Origin of the sequence: Rhodococcus sp. IEGM 1305, from assembly GCF_030058635.1 — a bacterium.
Taxonomy (GTDB): domain Bacteria; phylum Actinomycetota; class Actinomycetes; order Mycobacteriales; family Mycobacteriaceae; genus Rhodococcus_F; species Rhodococcus_F opacus_D.
On sequence record NZ_JASHKX010000017.1, the window covers coordinates 1 to 26,089 of the forward strand.

Genomic DNA, 26,089 nt, shown 5'->3' on the forward strand with positions numbered 1-26,089 from the left:
AAGGCCCGGATGACAGGAATGGTGTCGCTCGTGGACACCTGGGTGAACATGTCCGCCAGATCTGCGCGGTCGATCTCGGAACGACGAACCCGGAACGATTCGACCCTGGCCTTCTCGACGAGGTCGAAGACGCTGTCCCCGGCCTGTTCCCGCACTATCTGACCGAGGATGCCGCCCAGGAGCCGAATGTCTTCGCGGAGTGGTTCAGTGGCCTCACGTGGGGTTTCGATCATTCATCCAGTATCGACCGGTGACGGCCCGTCTGCATGATGAAGCCGATCAGCCGAACTTGATCTCCAGGCCGATGCCGATGATCGCGATCAGCCAGATCAGGCCGGTGAAGACGGTGAGGCGGTCGAGGTTCTTCTCGACCACGGTGGAACCGGACAGGCTCGACTGGACGCCGCCGCCGAACAGGCTGGACAGACCGCCGCCCTTACCGCGGTGCAGCAGCACCAGCAGAATCAGCAGCAAGCTGGTGACCACCAGCAGGATATCCAGGAACAGTTCCATGTCTGTCTACGTCCACCCATCCAGTAGGAACAACAACGACCTCGTACACCCTACAGGCGCTCCGCGCCCGTGCGCCTTTCCGGTAGCTGTAGCTACCGGAAAGGCGCACGGGCACCGAAGGCGCCTTACGGCAGAGGTCCGCCCGCGGCGATCGCCGACAGCGTCGCGAACTCGTCGGCCTTCAGTGAGGCGCCGCCCACGAGGGCGCCGTCCACATCCGTCTGACCGACGATCTCGCCGACGTTCTTGGCGTTGACGCTGCCGCCGTAGAGAACGCGGACACCGGACGCGACGTCCGGCGAGGCCAGGTCACCGAGCGTGGCGCGGATCGCGGCGCAGACTTCCTGCGCGTCCGCGGCACTGGCCACGCGGCCGGTTCCGATGGCCCACACCGGCTCGTACGCGATGACGACCTTCGCGATGTCCTCGGCGGACAGTCCGGCGAGCGAGCCCCGCAACTGCTCGACGTTGTAGGACACGTGCTCGCCGGCCTCGCGGACGTCGAGGCCCTCACCGATGCAGACGATCGGGGTGATCCCGTTCTTCAGCGCGGCCTTGGTCTTGGCCAGCACGGTGTCATTGTCCTCGCAGTGCAGGGTCCGGCGCTCCGAGTGCCCGACGACGACGAACGTGCAGCCCAGCTTGGCCAGCATGGAGCTGCTGATCTCGCCGGTGTACGCACCCGAATCGTGGGCCGACACGTCCTGCGCACCGTAGGTGAGCAGGAGCTTGTCGCCCTCGACGAGGGTCTGCACGCTGCGGATGTCGGTGAACGGCGGGATCACCGTCACGTCGACCTTGTCGAAGTACTTCGCCGGGAGCGAGAAGGCGATCTTCTGAACCAGCGCGATGGCCTCGAGATGGTTCAGATTCATCTTCCAGTTGCCGGCGATCAGCGGCTTCCGTGCCATGCCTCAGCCCTCCAGAACTGCGATGCCGGGGAGTTCCTTGCCCTCGAGGTACTCGAGGGAGGCGCCGCCGCCGGTGGAGATGTGCGAGAACCCGTCCTCGGGCAGACCGAGCTGGCGGACCGCCGCGGCGGAGTCACCGCCACCGACGACGCTGTACGCGCCCTTCCCGGTGGCCTCGATGATCGCCTCGGCGACACCCTTGGTGCCCGCGGCGAACTTCTCGAACTCGAACACGCCCATCGGGCCGTTCCAGAAGACGGTTTTCGCGCTGGTCAGGATCGCCGCGAACCGGCGAACCGACTGCGGTCCGATGTCGAGGCCCATCCAGCCGTCCGGGATCTCGAGCACCGAAACGATCTTCGACTCGGCGTCCGCCGAGAACGAATCGGCGATGACCACGTCCTGCGGGATGTGGATCACGTCGGCGTACTGCTCGAGCAGCGCCTTGCATGTGTCGATCATCGACTCCTCGCACAGCGAGTTGCCGACCGACACGCCCTGCGCCGCCAGGAACGTGTAGTACATGCCGCCACCGATGACGAGGGTGTCGACCTTGGGGGCCAGCGCCTCGATCACCGCGAGCTTGTCCGACACCTTGGACCCACCCAGCACGACCGCGTACGGCCGCTCGGGCTCCTCGGTGAGCTTGCCGAGCACCTTGATCTCGGATTCGACGAGCCTGCCCGCGTAATGCGGGAGCAGCTTGGCCACCTCGTACACCGACGCCTGCGCGCGGTGGACGACACCGAATCCGTCGGACACGAACGCGCCGTCGTCGCCGACGAGTTCGACCAGGGCCTTGGCGAGCTTCGTCCGCTCGGCCTCGTCCTTGCTGGTCTCCCGCGGATCGAAACGGATGTTCTCCAGCAGGAGAACATCGCCGTCCGTGAGCCCCTCGGCACGTGCCAGAGCGTCCTGCCCGACGACGTCGCCGGCGAGCTGGACGTTGCGTCCCAGCACCTCGGCGAGCTTCACCGCCACCGGTGCGAGGGAGTACTGCGGGTCGGGCTCGCCCTTGGGGCGACCCAGATGGGCGGTGACGATGACCTTGGCGCCCGCCTCCGCCAACGCTTTCAGCGTCGGCGCGGAAGCGATGATGCGTCCGGGATCGGTGATCCGGTCACCGTCGAGCGGAACGTTGAGGTCGGAGCGCACCAGCACGGCGCGCCCCTCGACCCCAGCGCTCAGCAGGTCGTCGAGAGTCTGAACTGCCACTGTTACCGAACCTTCGCTCAGAGAGACTTGGCGACGAGACCGATGAGGTCGGCCAGACGGTTGGAGTAACCCCACTCGTTGTCGTACCAGGACACGATCTTGGCCTGATCGTCGATGACCTTGGTGAGGCCGGAGTCGAAAATCGAGCTGTGCGGGTCGGTGACGATGTCCGACGACACGATCGGGGCGTCCGTGTACTTCAGGATGCCCTTGAGCGGTCCCTCGGCGGCAGCCTTCATCGCGGCGTTGATGTCCTCGACGCTGGCCGACTTCTTCAGGTTCGCGGTGAGGTCGGTGACCGAGCCCGTGGGGATCGGGACACGCAGCGCGTAGCCGTCCAGCTTGCCGAGAAGCTGCGGGAGGACCAGGCCGATGGCCTTGGCGGCACCGGTGCCGGTGGGGACCACGTTCAGCGCGGCGGCGCGGGCGCGGCGCAGGTCGCTGTGCGGGCCGTCCTGCAGGTTCTGGTCCTGGGTGTAGGCGTGGACCGTGGTCATGAGGCCCTTGACGATGCCGAACTCGTCGTCGAGCACCTTGGCGATGGGGCCGAGGCAGTTGGTGGTGCACGAGGCGTTGGAGATGATGTTCTGGCTGCCGTCGTACTTGTCGTCGTTGACGCCCATCACGATGGTGATGTCTTCGCCCTTGGCCGGGGCGGAGATGATGACCTTCTTGGCGCCGGCCTCGAGGTGGCCCTTCGCCTTGGCTGCGTCGGTGAAGATGCCGGTGGACTCGACGACGACGTCGACGCCCAGGTCACCCCAGGGAAGCGCCGCGGGGCCTTCCTTGATGGCGAGTGCCTTGATCTTCTGGTTTCCGACGACGATGGTGTCTTCACCCTCGAGCGAGACGTCGTGCGGGAGACGACCCAGGATGGAGTCGTACTTCAGGAGATGCGCCAGCGTAGCGTTGTCCGTGAGGTCGTTGACCGCCACAATCTCGATGTCGGTGGTTCCGAGCGCCTTCTGCGCATCCACCGCCCTGAAGAAGTTACGTCCGATACGGCCGAAACCGTTTACGCCTACCCGGACAGTCACAATCTGCTCCTTTGCGCATGATTCTGGTTGTGCAGCTCTGCTCCCGCGCCGCTACGACACCACCGACGGGTGGTCGGCGCGAGGTTTCATCGGTCGATGTGGCTCTAACCCTAGTGCGCGCGGCACGCGCGCGCGCAGTCACCTCCGGGCACCCTTTCCGGGCCGCCCCGACCCGAACGAACGGGACGCTCGTCCGATCTGACGCAACGAGCGTCCCGTTCGTCCGGGAGTGGGGGTGGTGGGAGGCGACCGCCGACGACGGTCAGGCGTCGTCGAGAAGATCTGCGGTGACGGCCGACTCGGTGTCGGGGATGCCGGTTTCCTTGGCCTTGCGATCCGCCATCGACAGCAACCGCCGAATGCGCCCGGCCACGGCGTCCTTCGTCATCGGCGGGTCGGCGAGCTGGCCGAGTTCCTCGAGGGACGCCTGCCGGTGCTCCACCCGGAGGTGACCGGCCGCCGCCAGATGGTCGGGCACCTCGTCACCCAGGATGTCGAGGGCCCGTTCGACGCGGGCCGCGGCCGCGACGGCCGCCCGCGCGGACCGGCGCAGGTTGGCGTCGTCGAAGTTGGCGAGCCGGTTGGCGGTGGCCCGGACCTCCCGGCGCATGCGGCGTTCCTCCCACACGAGGCGGGTGTCCTGGGCGCCCATCCGGGTGAGCAGCGCGCCGATGGCCTCGCCGTCGCGGATCACCACCCGGTCGGTGCCGCGGACCTCACGCGCCTTCGCGGAGATGCCCAGCCTGCGCGCCGCCCCGACGAGCGCGAGCGCCGCCTCCGGGCCGGGGCAGCTGACTTCGAGCGCCGACGACCGGCCCGGCTCGGTCAGCGAACCGTGCGCCAGGAACGCGCCGCGCCACGCGGCTTCCGCGTCGGCGACGCTGCCACCGACCACCTGTGCTGGAAGCCCGCGCACGGGGCGTCCCCGCAGGTCCAGGAGACCGGTCTGGCGGGCGAGGGCCTCGCCCTCCTTCGCGACCCGCACGATGTACCGGGACGACTTGCGCAGCCCGCCGGCACTGAGGACGTGGACGTCGGCGCTGTAGGTGAACAGGTCGAAGATCTCGCGGCGCAACCGGCGGGCCGTGGACCCCAGATCCACTTCCGCCTCGACCACGACCCGGCCGCCGACGATGTGTAATCCCCCGGCGAACCGCAGCAGCGACGAGACCTCGGCCTTCCGGCAACTCACATGAGTGACGACGAGACGACTGAGTTCGTCTTTGACCTCTGCTGTCATTGCCACGAAGCGCTCTCCCTTTCCTCTGGTGTCTCGGCCACTTCGCTCCCCCGAGACCCCGCATCGGGGTCGCTCCAGAGCTGTTCGAGAACGGACGCAAGTTTTCCTGCATGGTGCGTGTGGGTGCCGTGCTCCGACACGTCGGCGTACACGACGCGTGCCTGGAACTGTCCGGCGGCGCGGGCGAGGTGCTCGCGCTCGCGCCCCGGTGGAACCGAACCCGAATCGACCACGACGAAGTCGACGGTGAGTTCGGGCGCGTGTTGGGACAGTACGTGCAGATGACGCTCGGTGGAGAATCCTGCGGTCTCGCCCGGCTCCGGAGCCAGGTTGAGCACCAGCACCTTCCGCGCGGCGGTGGCGATCAGCGTGTCGAGCAGTTCCGGCACGAGGACGTGCGGGATGACGCTGGAGAACCACGACCCCGGGCCGAGGACGACCATGTCGGCGACGTCGATCGCACGGACCGCGTCCGGGCAGGCGGGCGGATTCGCCGGCAGCAGTCGCACGCGCCGCACCTTGCCGGGGGTGGTCGCGACCGCGACCTGACCGCGGATGCAGCGGCTGACCCGAGGGTCCGCCTCGAGGCCCTGCACGTCGGCCTCGATGTCCAGGGCGATCGGCGACATCGGCAGCACGCGCCCGTTGATCCGCAGCAACCGGGCGAGTTCGTCCAGCGCCGCGACGGGGTCGCCGAGCACTTCGGTGAGGCCGGCCAGGATGAGATTGCCCACCGAGTGGCCGGCGAGGGCGCCGATTCCACCGAAGCGGTGCTGGATGGTGTCCGTCCAGCCCTGCACCTCGGGGTCGTCCGCGGCGAGTGCGGCGAGCGCCATCCGCAGGTCCCCCGGCGGGATGACACCCAGTTCGGCGCGCAGCCGTCCCGAGGATCCGCCGTCGTCCGCGACGGTGACGACGGCCGTGACGTCACGGCTGAGCCGGCGCGCGGCGCTGAGGGTGGCGAACAGCCCGTGGCCCCCGCCGAGCGCGACGATCGCAGGCGGCTGATGCACCGGCCTCATTCGCGCCCCAGATCACGATGGACGACACGCACGTTCAGCCCGGAGTCCTTTCCGAGTCGGCTCGCCAAGGCCTCCGACATCGCGACACTCCGATGTTTCCCTCCGGTGCACCCCACCGCGATGGTCATGTAGCGCTTCCCCTCCCGACGATATCCCGCGATCGTCAGATCCAGCAGGTGGTGATATGTGGCCAGATAGTCCTCGGCACCGTCCTGCGACAACACGTAGTCCCGCACGTCCTCGCTCTGCCCGGTGTGCGGACGCAACTCCGGAATCCAGTGCGGGTTGGGCAGGAAACGGACGTCGCAGACGAGATCGGCGTCCATCGGAAGACCGTACTTGAAACCGAACGACTGGACTGTTACCTGCATGGTCCGGTTCTCGGCGTCGCCGAACGCGTCCTCGATCTTCTGCCGCAACTGGTGCGCCGCCAGGGACGACGTGTCGATCACCAGATCCGCGGCGGCCTTCACCTTCGCGAGCTGATCGCGCTCGGCGGCGATGCCCTCCGACAAGGTGCCCTCGGCGCCTCCCCCCGACAGCGGGTGACTTCGGCGCACCTGTTCGAAACGGCGCACCAGGACCTCGTCCGACGCGTCGAGGTACAGCACCCGTGTGTGCACGGGTTTGCTCTCCAGTTCGGTGAGGACCCAGCCGAGGTCGCCGGTGAACAACCGGCTGCGCACGTCGATGACGACGGCGAGCCGCTCGAGCCGCGAATCGGATTCCAGGCTCAGATCCACCATCCGGGAAATCAGTTCCGGGGGAAGATTGTCCGCGACGTACCACCCGAGGTCCTCGAGGACCTTCGCCGCCGTCTGCAGACCCGCCCCGGAGAGCCCGGTGACGAGAAGGAAGTCCATCGGCCGGACCGCGGATGGACGGTCACTCTGCGCGTGCTGCTCGTTCACTCGACACCTGTCCGTTGCGAAGCGCTCTGTGCTGCCGGGCCGTGCTGTGCTACCGGTTCGCGGGGAATGTCCGCGCCGTTCCGTTCTGCCGTGCCCGGCCCGTTCCGATCTGGTTCATCATCCCCCACTCCCGCGACGTCCGCAGACGGTTCCTCCGCCCCGAGAGCGGTGAGTACCGCTTTCGCCGTGGCCGTTCCGATGCCCGGCACCGCCGTGATCTCCTCGACGGAGGCCTGCTTGAGGCGGGCGACGGAACCGAAGTGCGTCACCAGGGCCTTGCGCCGGGTCTCGCCGAGCCCGCGGACCGAGTCGAGTGCGGACGCCGTCATCCGGCGGGACCGCTTGCTGCGGTGGAACGTGATCGCGAAGCGGTGCGCCTCGTCGCGTACCCGCTGCAGCAGGTACAGCGACTCGCTCGTGCGCGGGAGAATGACCGGGTCCTCCTCCCCCGGCACCCACACCTCCTCGAGCCGTTTGGCCAGCCCGATCACGGCGACGTCGGTGATGCCCAGTTCGTCGAGGACCGCCGAGGCCGCGGCCACCTGCGGGGCTCCGCCGTCCACGACGAACAGGTTCGGTGGGTACGCGAACCGCCGCGGCCTGCCGGTCTGCGGATCGATCGCCGCCTCCGGGGCCAGGTCGCCGCCGTCCCCGCCCGACACCTGGTCGGCGTCCGCCCCGGCCGCTTCGGCACGCAGCACCCCGACGTCGCGGTTGTGCCGGAGGAACCGCCGCCGGGTGACCTCGGCGATGCTGGCGACGTCGTCGGAGCGGCCGTCGCCCGCCGCCTCCTTGATCGCGTAGTGGCGGTAGTCGGACTTGCGGGGCAGGCCGTCCTCGAAGACGACGAGGGAGGCCACCACGTCGGTGCCCTGCACGTGGCTGATGTCGACGCATTCGATCCGCAGGGGCGCCGAATCCAGGTCGAGGGCCTCCTGGATGCCCTGCAGGGCCGCCGACCGCGACGTGAAGTCGCCGGCGCGGCGCAGCTTGTGCTGTTGCAGCGCCTCCATCGCGTTGCGCTGCACGGTCTCGGCGAGAGCCTTCTTGTCGCCGCGCTGCGGCACGCGGAGGCGGACCGCGGATCCGCGGAGACCGCTGAGCCACTCCTGCACCTGTTCGGCGTCGGGCGGCAGCACGGGCACCAGGACCTCCCGCGGCACGCCGCTGGTGCCGGCCTCCTGGTCGGTCGCGCCCGACAGCGCCGCCTGCTCACCGTAGAACTGGGTGAGGAACTGCTCGACGAGCAGCGGCAGGTCCGATCCCGCCTCGGAATCGACGCTGGCCCAGTCGATGACGTCACCCGCCTTCTCGACCACCCAACCGCGCTGACCGCGCACGCGGCCACCCCGGACGTGGAACACCTGCACCGCGGCCTCGAGCTCGTCGGTCGCGAACGCGGCGACGTCGGCGTCGGTGCCGTCACCGAGCACGACGGCCTGCTTCTCGAGCGCGCGCCGCAACGCGCCCACGTCGTCGCGCAACCGCGCCGCCGTTTCGAAGTCGAGTTCTTCCGACGCCTCCTGCATCCTGGCCTCGAGCTGCCGGACCAGCTTGTCGGTGCGTCCCGACAGGAAGTCGCAGAAGTCTTCGACGATCTTGCGGTGTTCGGCCGCGGACACGCGTCCGACGCACGGCGCGGAGCACTTGTCGATGTAGCCGAGCAGGCAGGGACGGCCGATCTGGTTGTGACGCTTGAACACCCCGGCCGAGCAGGTGCGAGCGGGAAACACCCGCAGCAGCAGGTCGAGGGTTTCGCGGATGGCCCACGCGTGCGAGTAGGGACCGAAGTAGCGGACACCCTTGCGTCTGGGCCCGCGGTAGACGAACAGCCGGGGGTACTCCTCGTTCAGGGTGACCGCGAGAACCGGGTACGTCTTGTCGTCGCGGTAACGGACGTTGAACCGGGGATCGAATTCCTTGATCCAGTTGTACTCGAGCTGGAGAGCCTCGACCTCGGTGCTCACCACGGTCCACTCGACGCTGCCGGCCGTGGTCACCATCTGGCGGGTGCGCGGGTGCAGCGTCGAGACGTCGGCGAAATAGGAATTCAGCCGTGATCGAAGACTCTTCGCCTTCCCGACATAGATGACCCGGCCGTGCGGATCGCGGAACTTGTACACCCCCGGGTCGACCGGAATCGTTCCGGTCGCGGGGCGATATGTCGAAGGATCGGGCACCCCTCCACGTTAGTCGGCGCCACCGACCAACCCCGCATCCGCGACGTCACGGAGGGCCGACCCCCGGTTCAGGACGGTGCGTACTCCGACGCGAGTGCGCGGAAGCGGTCGACGGCGTCCACGGCGTACTCGCGATCGTTCGACTGGATGGCCATCACGGCCAGGTATTCGTCGTCGGGCAGCTCGATCCGGGCCCACGCCGCGCCGTCCGGGAAAGACAGCCCCTCGTACAGGTCCCAGTCGACGATGCGCTCCCCGAGCACGTTGCGCACGGCGATGCCGTTGGGCCCGACCCGCAACCGGGGCCGGGTCAGCAGCAGGACGGCTGCCGCAAGGAGGCAGCCGATGCCCGCGAACGCCAGCTGGTCGGCGAGCCGGAAGTACACGCCCGTCGAATCTCCGCGCAGCAGGATTGCGAACGTCACATGCACGACGACGAGAAGGACCGCCACACCGATCGCGTATCGACGCGACTTGCGTGGCGTCGCGACGAGTGTCCACTCGGATTCGGGAGTGGTCATGGATGGATCCGGATCATACGAACGACTCCTCGGCGCGGCGCAGTCGCGCCAACGTGACAGCGGTGTCCAGCGCGGCCGCACACGCCTGACCGCCCTTGTCCTCGACGGAGCCGGGCAGGCCACTGCGGTCGACGGCCTGCTGCTCGGTGTCCGTGGTGAGCACACCGTTCCCGACCGGGGTGCTCTCGTCCAGCGAGACCCGGGTCAGACCGGCCGTCACGGCGTCGCAGACGTATTCGAAGTGCGGCGTCCCGCCGCGGATCACGACACCGAGCGCGACGACGGCGTCGTGGGTGCGGGCCAGGGCCTGCGCCACCACCGGAAGCTCAATGGCACCGGCGACCCGGACCAGGGTGACGTTCTTCACGTTCGCCTCGGCCGCCACCCGTTGCGCGCCGGCGATCAGCGCCTCGGAGATCTCGGCGTGCCAGCTGCCGGCGACGATGGCGAGCCGGAGGTCGCCCGCCTCACCGAGTTGCAGCTCCGGCAATCCCTCACCGCTCACAGCATTTCTCCCGCTTCGAAGTCGTCGAGCCCGATCAGGTCGTGGCCCATGCGGTCGCGCTTCGTGCGCAGGTACGTCAGGTTCTCGGCGTTCGCCCGCAGCGGCATCGACACCCGCTCGGTGATCTGCAGCCCGTAGCCGTCGAGGCCGACCCGCTTGGCCGGGTTGTTGGTGAGCAGCCGCATCGAGGAGATGCCCAGATCCACGAGGATCTGCGCGCCGATGCCGTAGTCGCGGGCGTCGGCGGGCAGGCCGAGCTCGAGGTTGGCGTCGACGGTGTCCGAACCCGCGTCCTGCAGCTGGTAGGCCTGCAGCTTGTGCATGAGCCCGATGCCCCGGCCCTCGTGCCCGCGCATGTACAGGACCACACCGCGCCCCTCCTGCGCGACCATGTCGAGGGCGGCGTCGAGCTGGGGACCGCAGTCGCAGCGCAGCGAACCGAACACGTCGCCGGTGAGGCATTCGGAGTGCACGCGCACGAGCACGTCGCTGCCGTCGCCGTCCGGGCCGGGCAGGTCGCCGCGGACCAGCGCCACGTGCTCGACGTCGTCGTAGATGCTCCGGTAGCCGACGGCCGTGAACTCGCCGTGCCGGGTGGGGATGCGCGCGGAGGCGACCCGCTCCACGTGCTTCTCGTGCTTGCGGCGCCACGCGATGAGGTCGGCGATCGAGATCAGGGCGAGGTTGTGGTCGTCGGCGAAGACCCTAAGCTCGTCGGTCTGGGCCATGTGGCCCTCGTCCTTCTGGCTGACGATCTCGCAGATCACACCCGCAGGCCGCAGGTCGGCCATCCGGGCGAGGTCGACGGCGGCCTCGGTGTGGCCGGGACGGCGCAGCACGCCGCCCTCCTTGGCGCGCAGCGGCACCACGTGGCCGGGCCGGGTGAAGTCCTGGGCGCCGCTGGACGGGTCGGCCAGCAACCGCATGGTGGCGGCGCGGTCGGACGCGGAGATGCCGGTGCCGATGCCCTCCCGGGCGTCGACGGTCACGGTGTACGCGGTGCCGTGCTTGTCCTGGTTGGTGGCGTACATCGGCGGCAGGCCGAGGCGGTCGCAATCGGCGCCGTCGAGCGGCACACAGAGATACCCGGACGTGTATCGAACCATGAAGGCAACCAACTCGGGGGTGGCCTTCTCCGCGGCGAAGATGAGGTCTCCCTCGTTCTCGCGGTCCTCGTCGTCGACGACGACGACTGCCTTGCCTGCGGCGATGTCCGCAACGGCGCGCTCGATACTGTCGAACCTGGTCACGTGCTCGGTCTCCAAAGTCTTGACTTAGGCATCTTCGAATACAACGGATGCATCCGTGGGATGCTCCTCAACAGTACGACTCAGCGGCCGGCCGCTTGCAGCCGCTCCACGTACTTCGCGATCACGTCGACCTCGAGGTTGACGGGCGTCCCGACGGACGCCGCCCCGAGCGTGGTCAGTTGCAGCGTGGTCGGGATGAGCGAGATCTCGAAGTACTCGTCGCCGCGTTCCCCGCCGAGAGCCGAGACCGTAAGCGACACACCGTCGACCGTGATCGAGCCCTTCTCCACGACGTACCGGGAGATGGCGTCGGGCAGCGCAATGCGCACGACCTCCCAGTTCTCGGAAGGGCTGCGGCTGATGATGTGCCCGGTGCCGTCCACGTGGCCCTGGACGAGGTGGCCGCCGAGGCGGCTGTTCAGGGCGGCGGCCCGCTCGAGGTTGACGCGGCTGCCCACGTCGATCTTCTGCAGGCTCGACCGGTTCAGCGTCTCCTGCATGACGTCGGCCGTGAAGGAGCCGTCGGCCAGCACCTCGACGACGGTCAGGCACACACCGTTCACCGCGATCGAATCCCCGTGTGACGCGTCGGAAGTCACGACCGGACCACGGACGGTGAACCGTGCGGCGTCGGCCAGTTCCTCCTTGGCGACGACCTCACCCAACTCTTCGACGATCCCGGTGAACACTGTGGCTTCTCCTACGTTCGGTGGCTGTCAGGGTTTTCGGACACTGCTGGAACCAGACTCAACAACAGATCGGGGCCGATTGTTTCGACCGACTCGTGACGGAACCGCAGCGCGCCGTCGATCGTGTGCACTCCCGCCTCCGCGACCGCGGACGGGCCGGCGCCGAGGACCAGCGGGGCGAGGTACGCCTGGATGCGGTCGACGCGGCCCGCGGCGAGGAATGCGCCCGCCAGCCGGGGCCCGCCCTCGAGCAGCACATCGGTGTACTCGGCGAGTGCGGCGAGGACCTCGTCCACGTCGTGCGTGCGCAGCAGCAGGGTGGGCGCGGAGTCGTCGAGGACCCGGGCGTCGGCCGGGATGTCGCCGAGTCCGACGACGACGCGCACCGGCTGGTGCGCCGCGAGCGATCCGTCGGGCATCCGGGCGGTCAGCCGCGGGTCGTCGGCGAGCACCGTCCCGGTGCCGACCACGATCGCGTCCAGTTTCGCCCGGTCGGCGTGGACGCGTTCCCTCGCCTCGGGACCAGTGATCCACTGGCTGGTGCCGTCGGCGGCGGCGCTGCGCCCGTCCAGTGTGGCCGCGTACTTCCAGGTCACGTGCGGCCGTCCGGTGCGCTGCCGGTGCAGCCAGGCGCGGAGCGGGCCGCGTTCGACGTCCTGGGCCCGCAGCCCGGACGTCACGTCGACACCCGCCGAGACGAGGGTTTCCGCACCGCCCGCGGCCTCGGGGTTCGGATCACCCACCGCGTAGTGCACCGCGACCACACCGGCATCGAGGAGCGCCTGCGAACACGGCCCGGTCCGGCCGTGGTGGTTGCACGGTTCCAGCGTGACGACGGCGGTGCCGCCGCGGGCGGCGTCCCCCGCCTCCCGCAGTGCGACGACCTCTGCGTGGGGACCGCCGGGAGGCTGCGTCATCCCGACACCGGCGATGCGTCCCGCGGCGTCGAGGACCACCGCGCCGACCGCCGGATTGGGGCTGGTGAATCCGCGCGCCGACTCGGCGGCGCCGATGGCGATCTGCATCGCGGCGTCGAGGTCCGCCGCCGAATTCTCGTGCCGCACGTGGGAGTTCACGTTGTGCCGGAGCGCCGTTACCGCGACAGGCTCAGGTGCGGTGACGCCTGGGCGGCGCTGGCGCGCAGGGCGCGCACGGCCTCCGCGGGATCGCTCGTGCCGTAGACGGCGGACCCGGCGACGAAGCAGTCGACGCCCGCCTCGGCAGCGGCCTCGACGGTGTCGGCGTTGATGCCGCCGTCGATCTCCACGACCAGTCTCAGTTCACCCGAGTCGACGAGCCGGCGGACGGCCTTCGCCTTCGACAGCACCTCGGGGATGAACGGCTGACCACCGAAGCCGGGCTCGACGCTCATGACGAGGAGCGTGTCGAAGTCCTTCAGGATCTCGAGGTACGGCTCGATCGGCGTGCCGGGCTTGACGCTGAGACCGGCCTTGGCGCCGGCGGCGCGGATGTCCCGGGCCACGGACCGGGGGTCGTCGGTCGCCTCCGCGTGGAAGGTGACGTTGTGCGCGCCCGCCTCCGCGTAGGGCGGCGCCCAGCGGCCGGGGTCGTCGATCATGAGATGGCAGTCGAGCGGGATGTCCGTCGCCGCGAGCAGGCTCTGCACGACGGGAAGGCCGAGCGTCAGGTTGGGCACGAAATGTGCGTCCATCACGTCGACGTGCAGCCAGTCGGCACCGGCGACGGCGTCCGCCTCCTCGGCGAGACGCGCGAAATCGGCAGACAGAATGGACGGTGCGATCATCGGGGTTGCCACGGGCCGCAGTTTAGTCGTACGCGTGCCGTGCCCGGGTCCCGCGGTCCATACTGGGCTCATGCCGACCTGGACGGACGTCGTGGCGATCGGTGCGTCACTACCGGAGGTGCAGGAGAGCACGTCGTATCGCACCCCGGCCCTGAAGGTGGCGGGCAAGCTGCTCGCCCGGTTGCGGGCCGAGTCGGACGGGGGCCTGGTGGTGATGTGCGACCTCGACGAGAAGGCGGCCCTGCTGGCCCAGGGCGCGCCGTTCTATACCACTCCGCACTACGACGGTCACGGTTCGATCGTCGTCGACCTCGAGAACGTCGACGTTCCGCAGCTGACCGAACTGCTGCAGGATGCCTGGCGGATCAAGGCACCGGCGAAGCTGCGTAAGCAGTTCGACCAGACCTGACGCGAAAGGCGAGGGCCCGGGCGGCGCCCGCACACCGGCCCGGACCCTCATCGGATCGGCGTCAGACGCCGAGCTTGAGACCCGCCCCCGCGTCGACCCGGAGCTGCTGACCGGTGACGAACCGGGACTCGTCGGAGGACAGGAACACCACCGCGTGCGAGATGTCCTCGGGCTCGACCCACGGGGTGGGCATCGCCTGCATGAACGGGAACGTGACCTTCGCGTCCTCGGCGGTCGGGTTCTCCAGGTCGGGGCGGAACGTGCGGAACATCGGCGGACTCTGCAGCATGTCCGTGTTGCAGTTCGTGGGATGGATCGCGTTGACGCGGATGGACTTCGGGCCCAGGGTGAGCGCGAGCGAGTTGGTGTACGTCCACAGCATCTTCTTGGCGAGACCGTAGCCGTCGCCGCCCGGCCCCTGCAGGGCCTGCTGGCCGTTCAGACCGGTCTGCGGGACCAGCCCGGCCACCGATCCCGTCGCGATGATCGAGGCGCCGGCGTCGAGGTGCGGAAGGGCCGAGTGGATGGTGTTGATCACTCCGACGAAGTCGACGTCGAACGCATCGACGAATCCCTCGACGGGCACGTCGTTCCCGAGAGGCGCGATCCCGGCGTTGGCGACCACGACGTCCAGCCGGCCCAGCGTCGCGACGGCGGCGTCGAGTTCGCGTTGCAGGGCCGCGCGGTCACGCACGTCCACCTTGGCGGTGACGACCCGGCGCCCCGCCTTCTCGACCAGCCGTCCCGTCTCCGCGAGGTCGGCCTCGGTCGCCAGCGGGTATTCGTTGGATGCGATGTCCTCGCAGAGGTCGAAGGCGATGATGTCGGCGCCCTCGTCGGCGAGATGCACTGCATGACTACGCCCCTGACCCCGCGCCGCTCCCGTGATCAGAACGACCTTCCCCGCTACCCGATTCATCTGAAGTCCTCCACTCGCTTCGTGACGTACGTCTCTGTCGCGAGAAGAATTAGAACACGTTTCACGGAAAAGTGGAACAGGTTCTACCGAGAGTCGGGCAGATGTCCAGGTAGTGGGGACGCCCCCGCCCTACGGCTTGCGCAACGCGGCCATGAACATCGCGTCGGTGCCGTGCCGGTGCGGCCAGAGCTGGACGCCCGGACCGTCTCCCAGACCCGGCACACCGGGAACGAGTTCACGCGTGTCGAGTGCCGTGAGCCCGTAGCGGCGCACCGCGTCCGCGACCACGGCCACCGTCTCGGACAGGTGCGGCGAACACGTCGCGTAGAGGATCACGCCGCCGGGACGAACCAACTCGACGGCCGATGCCAGGAGTTCGCGCTGCAGTTTCGCGAGACCCGCCACGTCCGACGGCTGCCGGCGCCACCGCGCCTCCGGACGTCGGCGCAACGCACCCAGTCCGGTGCACGGCGCGTCGACCAGGATGCGGTCGTACCCGCCCGCCAGCCCGGGATCCCGCCCGTCGGCGACGTGCACGTCGACCGGGAGTTCCTTCGTCGTCTTGCGGATCAGGTCCGCGCGGTGTTCCACCGGCTCCACGGCGTCGAGGCGTCCGCCCTCGATTCCGGCGAGGGCGCCGAGCAGGGCCGCCTTGCCACCCGGGCCCGCGCACAGGTCGAGCCAGCGGCCCGCGTCCGGACCGTCCAAGGGTGCCAGCGACAGCGCCCGGGCGACGAGCTGACTGCCCTCGTCCTGCACTCCTGCGAGCCCCTCACGGACGGCGTCGAGCAGCCCCGGGTCGCCGCCGTCCAGATAGACCGCGTACGGCGAGTAGCGCCCCACCTCGCCGCCGGTGGCGAGCGCGAGTTCCTCCGACGAGATCTCCCCCGGGCGGGCGACGAGATGCACCACCGGCCGGGCGTCGTCGGCGATGAGGACGTCCTCGAGTTCGCCGGCGTCGGCACCGAGCGCGTCGGCGAACACCTGCGCGATCCACGTGGGATGCGCGTGCTCGAACGCCAGCCGCCCCACCGGGTCGGCCGGGGCGAGGCGCTCCACCCATTCCGCTTCGGACCGCTCCGACACCCGGCGCAGCACGGCGTTGACGAAGCCCGCCTTCCCCGGACCGGCCTCCGCGCGCACGAGATCGACGGAGGTGGCGACGGCGGCGTGCGGGGCGACGCGGGTGCGCAGCAGCTGGTAGGCGCCCAGCTGGAGGACGTCGAGGAGCGGTCCGTCGATCTCGGCGATCGGCCTGCCTGCGCAGTCGGCGATCACGGCGTCGAGGAGCCCACGGGCGCGGGCGGCGCCGTAGGCCAATTCCGTGGCGAGGGCCGCGTCGCGTCCGTCCAGGCGCCGCTCACGCAGCAGCCCGGGCAGCACGAGATTGGCGTAGGCGTCGCGTTCCCGGACGGCGCGCAGCACGTCCCTCGCGGCGAGCCGCGGCTGGTCGAGACCGGACTGCGACGCGTCGGGCCGGCGGGCCTGTCGGGGACGGTTGTTGCGGGCCCCCGAGCCGGACTGGCCGCGACGTGCAGGCCTTCTGGATTCGCTCACTGTGCCCGTACCTCCGCGTCGAGTCGTGCGCCTCGCGCCCAGTCCAGGGCGGCCATCTGTTTCTTGCCCTGCGGCTGGATGCGGTCGAGCCGCACCGCCACCGTGGACGTGCCGATCAGGAATCCGGCCTTGGTCACCGAAATCTCCCCCGGCTCCAGTCGCTCCTCCGTCGGAGTGACCGGACCGACCTTGACGCGCAGATCGCCGATCATGGTCCAGGCGCCGGGCGCGGGGGTCACCGAGCGGACGTGCCGGTCAACCACGGCAGCTGTTCTGTCCCAACGGATCCGGGCCGCCTCGACGCCCACCTTGGGCGCATGCGACACCCCGTCGGCCGACTGCGGGACCGCGGTGATCGCGCCGTCCTCGATCCCGTCGAGAACCGACTCCAGGAGGACCGCACCGCTGTCGGCCAGGCGCCCCAGCAGATCCCCGGCGGTATCGGTATCACGGATCCTCTCGGTGACCACCCCGTAGACCGGCCCGGTGTCCATCCCCGCCTCGAGCCGGAACGCACTCGCGCCGGTCATGTCGTCGCCCGCACCGATCGCGGCCTGCACGGGGGCTGCCCCGCGCCACGCCGGCAACAGCGAGAAGTGCAGGTTCACCCAGCCGTGGGCCGGGATGTCGAGGGCCTTCTGCGGCAGCAGCGCCCCATAGGCGACGACGGGCGCGCAGTCGGGTGCGAGGTCGGCGAGACGCGCCAGGAAGTCCGGCTCCGAGGGCCGCTCGGGAGTCAGCACCTCGATGCCGTGGGAGTCGGCGAGTTCACCGATCGGTGAACGGACCACCTTGCGTCCGCGGCCTGCGACCGCGTCCGGGCGGGTGATCACCGCCACGACGTCGTGGCGCGGCGAACGGATCAGGCGTTCGAGCGAGGGAACAGCGGGCTCGGGGGTTCCGGCGAAGACTATGCGCACGTCGGCGACCCACACGACGGACGGTGGACCGCTGCGCGGGCCGAAACGATACTCACGAAGAAAGCTCCCCTTTGATCGACGATGTGCCGACCAGTCTAGGGAGTCGACCCCGGGCCATAACACTCGGCGAACTGTCGTCGCCGCCCTGCAGGGCGTGAGCGATTCCGACGCCGAACACCTCGCGGCCGCATTCGACATCAAGTCTGTGAAGGACCTCGGCACCAACAAGTACTTCCTGTGGGCGCAGGCGGTCACGAAACTGGCGGAGTAGCGCACACACGAATGAGGCGGGGGCCGTGCAGCGCACGGCTCCCCGCCTCATTCGTGTGGGTCTATCTGTTGCTGTCGAGAATCACCTGCGGAATACCCGCACCGACCGGGACGAACTCGCAACGAGCCAGCGGAGCCGCGTCCGGGTCGAGCGCCGCCCGGACGAGGTCGAGCGCGAACGGATCGTAGGGCGCCTGAAAATGTCCGGTGCCGTCCTGGGGGCATCGATCCTGGATCAGGATGTTGTCGGCCCCGGCGCCGTGGAGCGCCATGTTCGTGTACGGCTGGATCATCTCGTCGTACCGAGACCCGATCGTCGTGTACGCGACACCGGGCACGGTGTCACCGCCCGCGTTGAGGGCGTTCATGAACGGCGAGCCCTGCATCTGCTGGCTGACGGCCACCGATGTCACCGTGCGGGCGAAGTCCGGTCCGCCGGGAAGCGCCTGGACGATCGGAACGAGGCCGTACATCACTCCCCCGTAGCTGGGCGACGCCAGCCCGACCCAGTGGTCGACGAACGGGGCGCCGCCGAGCTTGTTGACGTAGTACCGCGTGACGTTCGCACCCTGCGAGTACCCGACCGTGTCGACCTTGTCGGCGCCGGTCGCGTTGCGGACCCGGTCGACGAATCGCCCGAACTCCTCCGCGCTCGCGACGATGTCCTCGGTGCCGTACGTATCGGCGCCCGGCGCTCCGCCGTAGTTGAGCGCGAACACGCAGTAGCCGTCGGCGGCGAGCATCGGCGACAGGGCGGCCCAGTCCGCGTAGGCGCTGGCGTCGGTGCCGTGTGCGAGCACCACCGGCTCGGGGTGGTCCGGGGAAGGTGTGCAGGAGAAGTCGTTCGATCCCGCGGGTGCGCTGCCCGGGTGCTCGTGCGCATACGCGGCGGCGGCACTACGGCCGGTCTGGGGAAGCCCGGCCGTGGCGGGCACGACGGGTTGGGGCGGTGAGGAGTCGTCCGCATGGGCGGTGGACACTGCGCCGGACATCAGCAGGACGACACCCGCGACGACCGCACCGGCACCCCGAAATCTCATGATCTCTCCCGACTTCGCCGTGACATTTCTGTGAACCTTCCCAGAATGTGCACGCGCTGTCGCGTCGAGGCGGCGGGCCCGCGGTGAACCGCGACGCCCTACGAGTCGGTGTCAGCCTTGCCGGCTTCGCTCTGATCGTCTTCCGCGAGAAGGCGATACATCGCGCGACGCGCCTCGGTGAGAATTTCGCCGGCACGCCGAACCTGTTCGTCGTCACCGACGGCGGCGACCTGCCCCGCGGCACCCATCAGCAGCCCGATCAGGCCCCGCAGGTCCTCGGCGGGCCTGCCGACACTCTCCCGCACGTCGTCCCACGGGGTGCCGAGTTCGGTCTTGTTCGCTTCGACGAAGGCCTTGCCCTCGTCCGTCAGGCGTGCGGTCTTGCGGCCCGCCACCTTTTCGATCAGTACCAGACCCTCGTCCTCGAGTTGTGACAGCGCGGGGTAGATCGAACCCGGACTGGGCTTCCACACCCCGTCGCTGCGTTCGACGATTTGCTGAATCAACTCGTAGCCGTGCATCGGCTCCTCGGTGAGCAGCAGCAGGATCGCGGAGCGGACATCGCCGCGTCGTCCCCTGCCACCGCGTCCGCGTCCGCGGCCGAAGTGCATTCCCGGGCCGAACCCGGGATCACCCTCGGGCCCGAAGCGGCCTCGCCGGTGTCCGTGACGGTGGGGCCCCTCGGGCCGTCCCGTCCGCTCGCGCGCGAATCGGTCCCGTCGGGGACCTCTGTGTTCGAAATGGAAGTTTTCCATCATCAGCCTCCTTCTGTATCGCTGATGCATCAACGATATATCGGCAATAGACACTCGGCAAGGTCCTTTTCTGTGACGGTGGTCAAGTCGCCCCCGGACTCGCGGGCGCTGCGCCGGCCGAGTCCGGAGGCGTTCGCGCTCAGTCGGCGGCGGCGCCGAACCACTCGTGCAGCCGGCCGACCAGATCCTGCTGGTCGTCACCGACCCACGCCACATGCCCGTCCGGTCGCAGCATCGCCGCGGGCACGTCGAGTTCCTCGCTGACGTCGACGACGTGGTCGACCCGGTCCGCCCAGCCCGTCACCGACAGCCGGCCGGTCTGGTCGAGCAGTAAGCCGCGGCCGTCGTGCATCAGCTCGTAGAGTCGTCCCCGCTTCAGCCCCACGTCCCGTAGGCGCCGGCCGAGCAGTTCATGCCCCTCGCCGAAGTCGTAGCGGACCCCGATCGCGATGATCTTCTCGGTCAGGTACCGGTTCACGTTCTCGAAATCCATCAGTTCCGACACCAGCCGGCGCACCGCCTGGGGCCCCGGATCGAGGGACATCAGCTCCATCTGGGCGCGGGTATTGGTCAGCACGTCGGCGGCGACCGGGTGCCGTTCGGTGTGGTAGCTGTCCAACAGCCCCTCCGGCGCCCAGCCACCGACCTCGGCTGCCAGTTTCCAACCGAGGTTGAACGCATCCTGGATACCGAGGTTGAGCCCCTGACCGCCGACCGGCGGGTGGATGTGCGCCGCGTCGCCGGCCAGCAGCACCCGGCCGACCCGGTACCGCTCGGCCTGCCGGGTGGCGTCGCCGAAGCGGGACAGCCACCGCGGCGAGTGCACGCCGAAGTCGGTGCCCGCGGTTGCCCGCAACTGCTGCTTCAACTCGTCCAGGGTCGGCGCGACCGTGCGGTCCTCGGCCACCCCTGAGGCGGGCACGCCGATGCGGTACACCCCGTCCTCGAGCGGCATGGCGCCGAACCGGAGCTGGGTCTTGCGGACCTCGGCCACCACGGCGTCCAGCGTCTCCTGCGGCGCGGTCAGCTCCACCTCGCCCAGCAGTGTGTCGACTCTGCTGGGCTCGCCGGGGAAATCGACGCCGAGCAGCTTCCGCACCGTGCTGCGGCCGCCGTCGCAGCCGACGAGATAGCGCGAGCGCAGCTGGGTGCCGTCGGCCAGCAGGGCGGTCACCCCGTGTTCGTCCTGATTCAGGCCGACCAGTTCGCAGCCGCGCCGTATCTCGACGCCGACTTCGGTGGCGTGCTCGGTCAACAGTCGCTCGGTGGTGGTCTGCGGGATGCCGAGAACGTACGGATGTGCGGTGTCCAGCCGCTCGGGTGCCGGCTTTCTGATGCCGGCGAAGAAGCCACCGAGCGGGTACTGCGTACCGAGCGCGAGGAACCGCTCCAGCAGACCGCGCTGGTCCATCATCTCGATGCTGCGCGCGTGCAGGCCCAGCGAACGGACAACCCTCGTCGGCTCCGCCTCCTTCTCCACCACGAGCACCTGCACGCCGTGCAACCGCAACTCGCAGGCCAGCATCAGCCCGGTCGGTCCGCTGCCTGCAACGATCACGTCGATCATGAAACCCCCACACGTATGCCGCGAATACTGATTTCCGCTGGTCCTGACTTCGGTGGGAGATTCTGCGGCACGACCCGGGTCTTGCCGCAAGGCCCCCGGTGCGTTATATGTTGAGAGTGGCAGGGAGTGCATAACCTCCTTGCCATTCCTTTTTGTCACCCCCGGGGTGGAGCTAGCCGATCCGAATGGGGTCGATCTGGACCCGGGCAGGCTGCGAGTCCTTGCGCGCACTACGCACCGACTGCGCCTCTCCGAGCGCTTTGGCCAGTGGTTTCCCCTCGCCCCGCGGCACCCGGATCAGCATGCGCTCCACGTCCGCCGGCTCGGGCGCGTCGCCGGAGAACGGCAGCCGCTCCCCCGCAGGCAACTCGACCGGGCCGAGCAATTCCGCATTCGCCGGCAGATCGGCGAGGTCCAGGAGGTCGGCGATCGCCTTCGCACTGCCGTCGATCGCCGCAAGGTGGATGGCGGGCGGAAATCCGACTTCCGCCCGCTCCTCGTACTGCGCACGGGCGTGACCGACCGGATCCCAGCGAACCAGCGCCTGCACGGTCGGAATCCCCGAATCGGCGACCACGACCACCTGACCGCCCTCGGCGAACGGCCGCACGAGTGACGATGCCGTCATCCATCGCCGCAGCGTCTCCTCCGCGGCGCGCAGGTCGGGACGGCCCAGCAGCGCCCAGCCGTCGAGCAGCAACGCCGCGCCGTAGCCGCCCGGCATCACCGGTTCGGCCCCGACCGTCGACACCACGAGGGTGGGACCCTGCTTCACCTCGTCCACGACGTCCGTGCCCCCCGACATCCGGACGGCAACCCCGGGAAACGCGCGACCCAGTTCCTCGGCGGTCCGTCCGGCACCGACCACGACGGCCCGCAGCGCCTTCGCTCCACACGCGTGGCAGCGGTGTGCGGCGTCGGCGACGCCACACCATCGGCACGCGGGGGTCCCCGCCCCGTCCGGGCCGGCCGCGGACGGCAGCGCGAGAGGTCCGTTGCATCGCCGGCATCGCGCGGGCGCCCGGCACTTGCCGCACGCGAGGCTGGGCACGTAGCCGCGCCGGGGCACCTGGACGAGCACTCCCCGGCCGGCGCCGAGCGCCTCCCGGGCAGCCGCGAACGCGATCGCGGGCAACCGGGCGGCGCGTGCACCGGGATCGCGGGCCAGGGCGTGGTCACTGTCCGCGAGTGCGGTGATCTTCGGGGCGGCCGCCCGCACCGAGTCCCGGGAGGCCACGAGGTCGTGCGCCCACCCCGAATCGACCAGGGCCTGCGCCTCCGCGGTTCGCGCGTGTCCGGCCAGCACCACCGCGCAGCCACTGGCGTACGCGCGGAGCAGCGCCACCTCGCGGGCGTGCGGATAGGGTGCGCGCGGCTCGGAATGGTTGTCGTCCCCGTCGTCCCAGACCACGATCAGCCCGGTGCGCGGAGTCGGCGCGAACACCGAACTCCGGGTCCCGACGACGACCTTGGCCGTCCCGCGCAGCGCAGCCAGCCAACGCCGGTACCGCAGCGCCGGGCCGAGACCGGCGGCGAGTCCGACGACCGCGTCCTTGCCCAGGAGCTTTTCCACCGCCGCGACCACACGGTCGAGATCACGCTGATCGGGCACGACGACGACGGTGCTCGCCCCGGTGGCGGCAACGAGCCCCGACAGTTCCGCGAGACGCGCAGGCCAGTCCTCGCCGGGGAGCGCCTGCCAGACCGCGCGCGGGGCACGCTCCCCCGACAGTGCGGTCAGGAATGCGCCGCCGTGCACGTACCGGTCCCACGCCTCGGTCTCGATTGCGGTGTCCGGCACCTCGGGGGGTTCGGACGCGGCCTCGGACTCCGCCCGCGCGTGCCTCGGCGGGATCGCGAGCCGCAGGACGTCCGCGCGGGTTCCGGCGTATCGGCCGGCGACGAGGTCGACCACCCGGGTGATCTCCTCGGTCAGAACCCGCTCGGGCGAGATCACCCGTTCGAGCCAGCCGAAACGGCCCTGATGGTCGCTCGTCGCGTTCCGGGAGACGACGAACCCGTCGACGAGACGCCCGGCGAACCGGATGCGCACCCGGACCCCGGGCCGCGCCTGCTCGTCGAGGTCCTGCGGAACGAGGTAGTCGAATTCGCGGTCGAGGTGGGCAAGCGGAAGCAGCGGCAGCACCCGGGCAACCGGATCTACTTCTGCCGCAACCTTTTCCGCGCTCACGCGACGGCCCCTACCGGAGCGGCGCCCGTCGCGCCGTGACTACCGATCAGAGGCCTGCGGCTGCCCGCAGCTTCTCCGCCCGGTCGATGCTCTCCCACGGGAGGTCGATGTCGGTGCGACCGAAGTGGCCGTAGGCCGCGGTCTGCGCGTAGATCGGACGCAGCAGGTCGAGGTCGCGGATGATGGCGCCGGGCCGCAGGTCGAACGTTTCGGTGATGGCCTGCTGGATCCGCGCCGGATCCGTCTTCTCGGTACCGAACGTCTCGACGAACAGACCCACCGGCGCCGCCTTGCCGATCGCGTACGCCACCTGAACCTCGATCCGGTCCGCGAGGCCCGCCGCGACCGCGTTCTTGGCCACCCAGCGCATGGCGTAGGCCGCCGACCGGTCGACCTTCGAGGGGTCCTTGCCGGAGAACGCGCCGCCGCCGTGGCGGGCCATGCCGCCGTAGGTGTCGACGATGATCTTGCGACCCGTCAGGCCGGCGTCACCCATCGGGCCGCCGAGCACGAACTTGCCGGTGGGGTTGACGAGCAGACGGATGTTCGAGACGTCGAGTTCGGGCATGTCGATCTCGGCGAGAACCGATCCGAGAACCTTCTCCCGCAGATCCGGGGTGAGCAGGTTGTCGAGGTCGATATCGGCGGCGTGCTGCGTCGAGATGACCACGGTGTCGAGGCGAACCGCCTTGTCACCGTCGTATTCGATGGTGACCTGGGTCTTGCCGTCCGGGCGCAGGTACGGCAGGACACCGGACTTGCGGACCTCGGTGAGACGCCGCGACAGGCGGTGCGCCAGCGCGATCGGCAGCGGCATCAGTTCCGGGGTGTCGGTGGTCGCGAACCCGAACATCAGTCCCTGGTCGCCGGCGCCCTGACGGTCGATCTCGTCGTCGCTCAGTTCGCCGGTGCGGACCTCGTGCGAGTGGTCGACGCCCTGGGCGATCTCCGGGGACTGTGCACCGATCGCGACGTTGACGCCGCAGGAGTTGCCGTCGAATCCCTTGGCCGAGGAGTCGTACCCGATCTCGAGCACGGTGTCGCGCACGATCTTGGGGATGTCGGCGTAGGCGGTGGTCGTGACCTCACCGGCGACGTGGACCTGTCCGGTGGTCACCAGGGTCTCGACGGCGACGCGGGCGCGCGGGTCGTCGGTGAGGAGCGCGTCGAGGATGGAGTCGCTGATCGCATCACAAATCTTGTCCGGGTGCCCCTCGGTCACAGACTCACTGGTGAATAGCCGACTACCGGACTGGCTCACAGAATTCCCTCTCGACAGTTGTCCTGAACAGCACGTGAAAACAGCTTAGCTGCGTAATACCGCGAACGACCCTAGCGCCACCCCGGCGGGAGTGACACCTTTCGAATCACCGAAACTCTGCCGGATGTGCCGTCAGAGTGTTCGGAACAGCTGGTCGACGGCGTCGAGTACCCGGCTGGCCATCAACGCCTTCGATCCGTGCTCGAGCGCAGACTCGGAACCGTCGGCTCCGAGCAGCCACCCGTCGTTGTGGTCGACCTCGAACGCCTTGCCCTCGCCGACCGCGTTGACGACGAGGAGGTCGCAGCCCTTACGCGCGAGCTTGGCCCTCGCGTAGGTGAGGACGTCGCCGTCGGCGTCGCCCGTCTCGGCCGCGAATCCGACGATCACGGTCTTGGACGGGATCTCGCCGTCCCGCCGGGACTGCACCAGCCCGGCGAGGATGTCCTCGTTCTTGGTGAGTGCGATCGAGTCGGGCTCGCCCGCACCCTTCTTGATCTTGCTCGCCACCATCGTCGACGGCCGGAAGTCGGCCACCGCCGCGGCCATGATCACGGCGTCGAATCCGGGCGCGTGCTTGCCGACCGCGACCCGCATGTCTTCCGCCGTGCGGACGTGCACCATGTCGACGGCGGCCGGGTCGGCGAGGCCGGCGGTGTAGCCGGAGACGAGGGTGACCTCGGCCCCGCGCTGCACGGCGAGCCGGGCGATGGCGTATCCCTGCTTGCCCGAACTGCGGTTACCGAGGAACCGCACCGGATCGAGCGGTTCGCGGGTGCCGCCCGCGGACACGAGGATCCGCCGGCCCTCGAGATCACGGGGCAGGGCGTCGGGACGCTCCACCAGCAACGACGCCAACCCGACGATCTCGTCGGGTTCCGGCAGCCGGCCGGCGCCGGTGTCCTTGCCGGTGAGGCGGCCGGATGCGGGTTCGATGACGGTCACGCCCCGTGCGCGCAGCGTGGCGACGTTGGCGACGGTGGCCGGGTGTTCCCACATCTCCGTGTGCATCGCGGGAGCGAACACCACGGGACATCGTGCGGTGAGCAGCGTCGCGGTGAGGAGGTCGTCCGCGCGTCCCGCCACGGCCCGCGCCATGAGGTCGGCGGTGGCGGGCGCGATGACGACGAGGTCCGCTTCCTGCCCGAGACGGACGTGCGGAACCTGCGGAACGTCGGTGAACACACCCGTGTGCACGGGGTTGCCCGACAGCGCCTCGAACGTCGCCTTGCCGACGAACTCGAGCGCGGACTCCGTCGGGATGACCCGCACGTGGTGACCGGCCTCCGTGAAGGCCCGGATGACGGCACAACTCTTGTACGCGGCGATGCCGCCGCCGACACCGACGACGATCCGCTTGCGGGCTGCCCCCGCCAGAACCGGTTCCGGTGAATCCGTCACGTGCCCGGTGCCCGGGCCCGCTGCCTGTTCAGGCACGGCA

The 26,089-nt window shown here is 69.5% G+C and carries 26 protein-coding genes; 2 read left to right on the top strand and 24 right to left on the bottom strand.

Going from position 1 to position 26,089, the window contains the following annotated elements:
• The 15 genes from QM693_RS22015 to rpe all read right to left on the bottom strand — a co-directional run.
• Nucleotides 1-233 (bottom strand): phosphoenolpyruvate carboxylase (locus QM693_RS22015; RefSeq protein WP_283353432.1); only part of this gene is annotated, 233 nt, incomplete at its 3' end.
• A gap of 46 nt (nucleotides 234-279) precedes the next feature.
• On the bottom strand, nucleotides 280-513 hold the full coding sequence (gene secG / locus QM693_RS22020) for a preprotein translocase subunit SecG (RefSeq protein WP_005241788.1): 234 nt from the start codon (nucleotides 511-513) through the stop codon (nucleotides 280-282).
• Between the two features lie 125 nt (nucleotides 514-638).
• Complete coding sequence (gene tpiA / locus QM693_RS22025) at nucleotides 639-1,424, bottom strand: triose-phosphate isomerase (protein ID WP_283353433.1); 786 nt, start codon at nucleotides 1,422-1,424, stop codon at nucleotides 639-641.
• Nucleotides 1,425-1,427: 3 nt separating this feature from the next.
• A complete protein-coding gene (locus tag QM693_RS22030) occupies nucleotides 1,428-2,639 on the bottom strand; it encodes a phosphoglycerate kinase (RefSeq protein ID WP_280782161.1) in 1,212 nt (403 codons plus the stop codon).
• Between the two features lie 17 nt (nucleotides 2,640-2,656).
• On the bottom strand, nucleotides 2,657-3,676 hold the full coding sequence (gap, locus tag QM693_RS22035) for a type I glyceraldehyde-3-phosphate dehydrogenase (RefSeq protein ID WP_005241784.1): 1,020 nt from the start codon (nucleotides 3,674-3,676) through the stop codon (nucleotides 2,657-2,659).
• Between the two features lie 262 nt (nucleotides 3,677-3,938).
• Nucleotides 3,939-4,922 (bottom strand): DNA-binding protein WhiA, encoded by a 984-nt coding sequence (whiA, locus tag QM693_RS22040; RefSeq protein ID WP_005262275.1) that lies wholly within the window; start codon nucleotides 4,920-4,922, stop codon nucleotides 3,939-3,941.
• Nucleotides 4,913-5,938, bottom strand: a complete 1,026-nt coding sequence (locus QM693_RS22045; protein ID WP_283332353.1) for a gluconeogenesis factor YvcK family protein — start codon at nucleotides 5,936-5,938, stop codon at nucleotides 4,913-4,915. The genes whiA and QM693_RS22045 overlap by 10 nt, the downstream gene beginning before the upstream one ends.
• Nucleotides 5,935-6,801, bottom strand: coding sequence for an RNase adapter RapZ (gene rapZ, locus QM693_RS22050; RefSeq protein ID WP_050787545.1), 867 nt, complete (start codon nucleotides 6,799-6,801; stop codon nucleotides 5,935-5,937). Before rapZ ends, QM693_RS22045 begins: the two co-directional genes overlap by 4 nt.
• A 44-nt stretch (nucleotides 6,802-6,845) precedes the next feature.
• Entirely contained in the window at nucleotides 6,846-9,029 is a 2,184-nt protein-coding gene (uvrC, locus tag QM693_RS22055) for an excinuclease ABC subunit UvrC (protein WP_283353434.1), read from the bottom strand.
• Nucleotides 9,030-9,097: 68 nt separating this feature from the next.
• On the bottom strand, nucleotides 9,098-9,550 hold the full coding sequence (locus tag QM693_RS22060) for a PH domain-containing protein (RefSeq protein WP_283332351.1): 453 nt from the start codon (nucleotides 9,548-9,550) through the stop codon (nucleotides 9,098-9,100).
• Between the two features lie 13 nt (nucleotides 9,551-9,563).
• A complete protein-coding gene (ribH, locus tag QM693_RS22065; protein ID WP_005241766.1) occupies nucleotides 9,564-10,055 on the bottom strand; it encodes a 6,7-dimethyl-8-ribityllumazine synthase in 492 nt (163 codons plus the stop codon).
• Entirely contained in the window at nucleotides 10,052-11,305 is a 1,254-nt protein-coding gene (locus tag QM693_RS22070; protein ID WP_009480441.1) for a bifunctional 3,4-dihydroxy-2-butanone-4-phosphate synthase/GTP cyclohydrolase II, read from the bottom strand. Before QM693_RS22070 ends, ribH begins: the two co-directional genes overlap by 4 nt.
• Before the next feature lie 80 nt (nucleotides 11,306-11,385).
• On the bottom strand, nucleotides 11,386-11,994 hold the full coding sequence (locus QM693_RS22075) for a riboflavin synthase (RefSeq protein ID WP_105418502.1): 609 nt from the start codon (nucleotides 11,992-11,994) through the stop codon (nucleotides 11,386-11,388).
• Nucleotides 11,995-12,005: 11 nt separating this feature from the next.
• Complete coding sequence (ribD, locus tag QM693_RS22080) at nucleotides 12,006-13,058, bottom strand: bifunctional diaminohydroxyphosphoribosylaminopyrimidine deaminase/5-amino-6-(5-phosphoribosylamino)uracil reductase RibD (protein ID WP_283353495.1); 1,053 nt, start codon at nucleotides 13,056-13,058, stop codon at nucleotides 12,006-12,008.
• A 29-nt stretch (nucleotides 13,059-13,087) separates the two neighbouring features.
• A complete protein-coding gene (gene rpe, locus QM693_RS22085) occupies nucleotides 13,088-13,771 on the bottom strand; it encodes a ribulose-phosphate 3-epimerase (protein WP_283353435.1) in 684 nt (227 codons plus the stop codon).
• A gap of 58 nt (nucleotides 13,772-13,829) precedes the next feature.
• Between rpe and QM693_RS22090 the strand changes: the two genes are divergently transcribed.
• Nucleotides 13,830-14,168, top strand: a complete 339-nt coding sequence (locus QM693_RS22090; protein ID WP_120659108.1) for an MmcQ/YjbR family DNA-binding protein — start codon at nucleotides 13,830-13,832, stop codon at nucleotides 14,166-14,168.
• Nucleotides 14,169-14,229: 61 nt separating this feature from the next.
• Here QM693_RS22090 and QM693_RS22095 read toward each other — a convergent pair whose 3' ends face one another.
• From QM693_RS22095 to fmt, 3 genes are all read right to left on the bottom strand, one after another.
• Entirely contained in the window at nucleotides 14,230-15,087 is an 858-nt protein-coding gene (locus tag QM693_RS22095; RefSeq protein ID WP_016880326.1) for a mycofactocin-coupled SDR family oxidoreductase, read from the bottom strand.
• Between the two features lie 129 nt (nucleotides 15,088-15,216).
• Nucleotides 15,217-16,644: an RsmB/NOP family class I SAM-dependent RNA methyltransferase gene (locus QM693_RS22100; protein WP_011598870.1), complete on the bottom strand. Its 1,428-nt coding sequence runs from the start codon at nucleotides 16,642-16,644 to the stop codon at nucleotides 15,217-15,219.
• A complete protein-coding gene (gene fmt / locus QM693_RS22105; protein WP_283353436.1) occupies nucleotides 16,641-17,564 on the bottom strand; it encodes a methionyl-tRNA formyltransferase in 924 nt (307 codons plus the stop codon). Before fmt ends, QM693_RS22100 begins: the two co-directional genes overlap by 4 nt.
• A 31-nt stretch (nucleotides 17,565-17,595) precedes the next feature.
• On the opposite strand from fmt, the gene QM693_RS37880 reads away from it, so the two are divergent.
• The gene (locus QM693_RS37880; RefSeq protein ID WP_375154205.1) at nucleotides 17,596-17,835 is read left to right on the top strand and encodes a hypothetical protein; all 240 of its coding nucleotides are present in this window, start codon (nucleotides 17,596-17,598) and stop codon (nucleotides 17,833-17,835) included.
• A gap of 61 nt (nucleotides 17,836-17,896) precedes the next feature.
• Here QM693_RS37880 and QM693_RS22110 read toward each other — a convergent pair whose 3' ends face one another.
• The 6 genes from QM693_RS22110 to coaBC form a co-directional block, all read right to left on the bottom strand.
• Entirely contained in the window at nucleotides 17,897-18,874 is a 978-nt protein-coding gene (locus QM693_RS22110; protein ID WP_283353437.1) for an esterase/lipase family protein, read from the bottom strand.
• A gap of 98 nt (nucleotides 18,875-18,972) precedes the next feature.
• Entirely contained in the window at nucleotides 18,973-19,629 is a 657-nt protein-coding gene (locus QM693_RS22115) for a PadR family transcriptional regulator (RefSeq protein ID WP_105421831.1), read from the bottom strand.
• A 139-nt stretch (nucleotides 19,630-19,768) separates the two neighbouring features.
• Entirely contained in the window at nucleotides 19,769-21,196 is a 1,428-nt protein-coding gene (gene rox / locus QM693_RS22120) for a rifampin monooxygenase (protein WP_283353438.1), read from the bottom strand.
• A gap of 172 nt (nucleotides 21,197-21,368) precedes the next feature.
• On the bottom strand, nucleotides 21,369-23,387 hold the full coding sequence (locus QM693_RS22125; RefSeq protein ID WP_120659111.1) for a primosomal protein N': 2,019 nt from the start codon (nucleotides 23,385-23,387) through the stop codon (nucleotides 21,369-21,371).
• Nucleotides 23,388-23,433: 46 nt separating this feature from the next.
• A complete protein-coding gene (gene metK, locus QM693_RS22130) occupies nucleotides 23,434-24,648 on the bottom strand; it encodes a methionine adenosyltransferase (protein ID WP_120659112.1) in 1,215 nt (404 codons plus the stop codon).
• A 132-nt stretch (nucleotides 24,649-24,780) separates the two neighbouring features.
• A complete protein-coding gene (coaBC, locus tag QM693_RS22135) occupies nucleotides 24,781-26,085 on the bottom strand; it encodes a bifunctional phosphopantothenoylcysteine decarboxylase/phosphopantothenate--cysteine ligase CoaBC (protein ID WP_120659113.1) in 1,305 nt (434 codons plus the stop codon).
• Nucleotides 26,086-26,089: the final 4 nt, after the last annotated feature.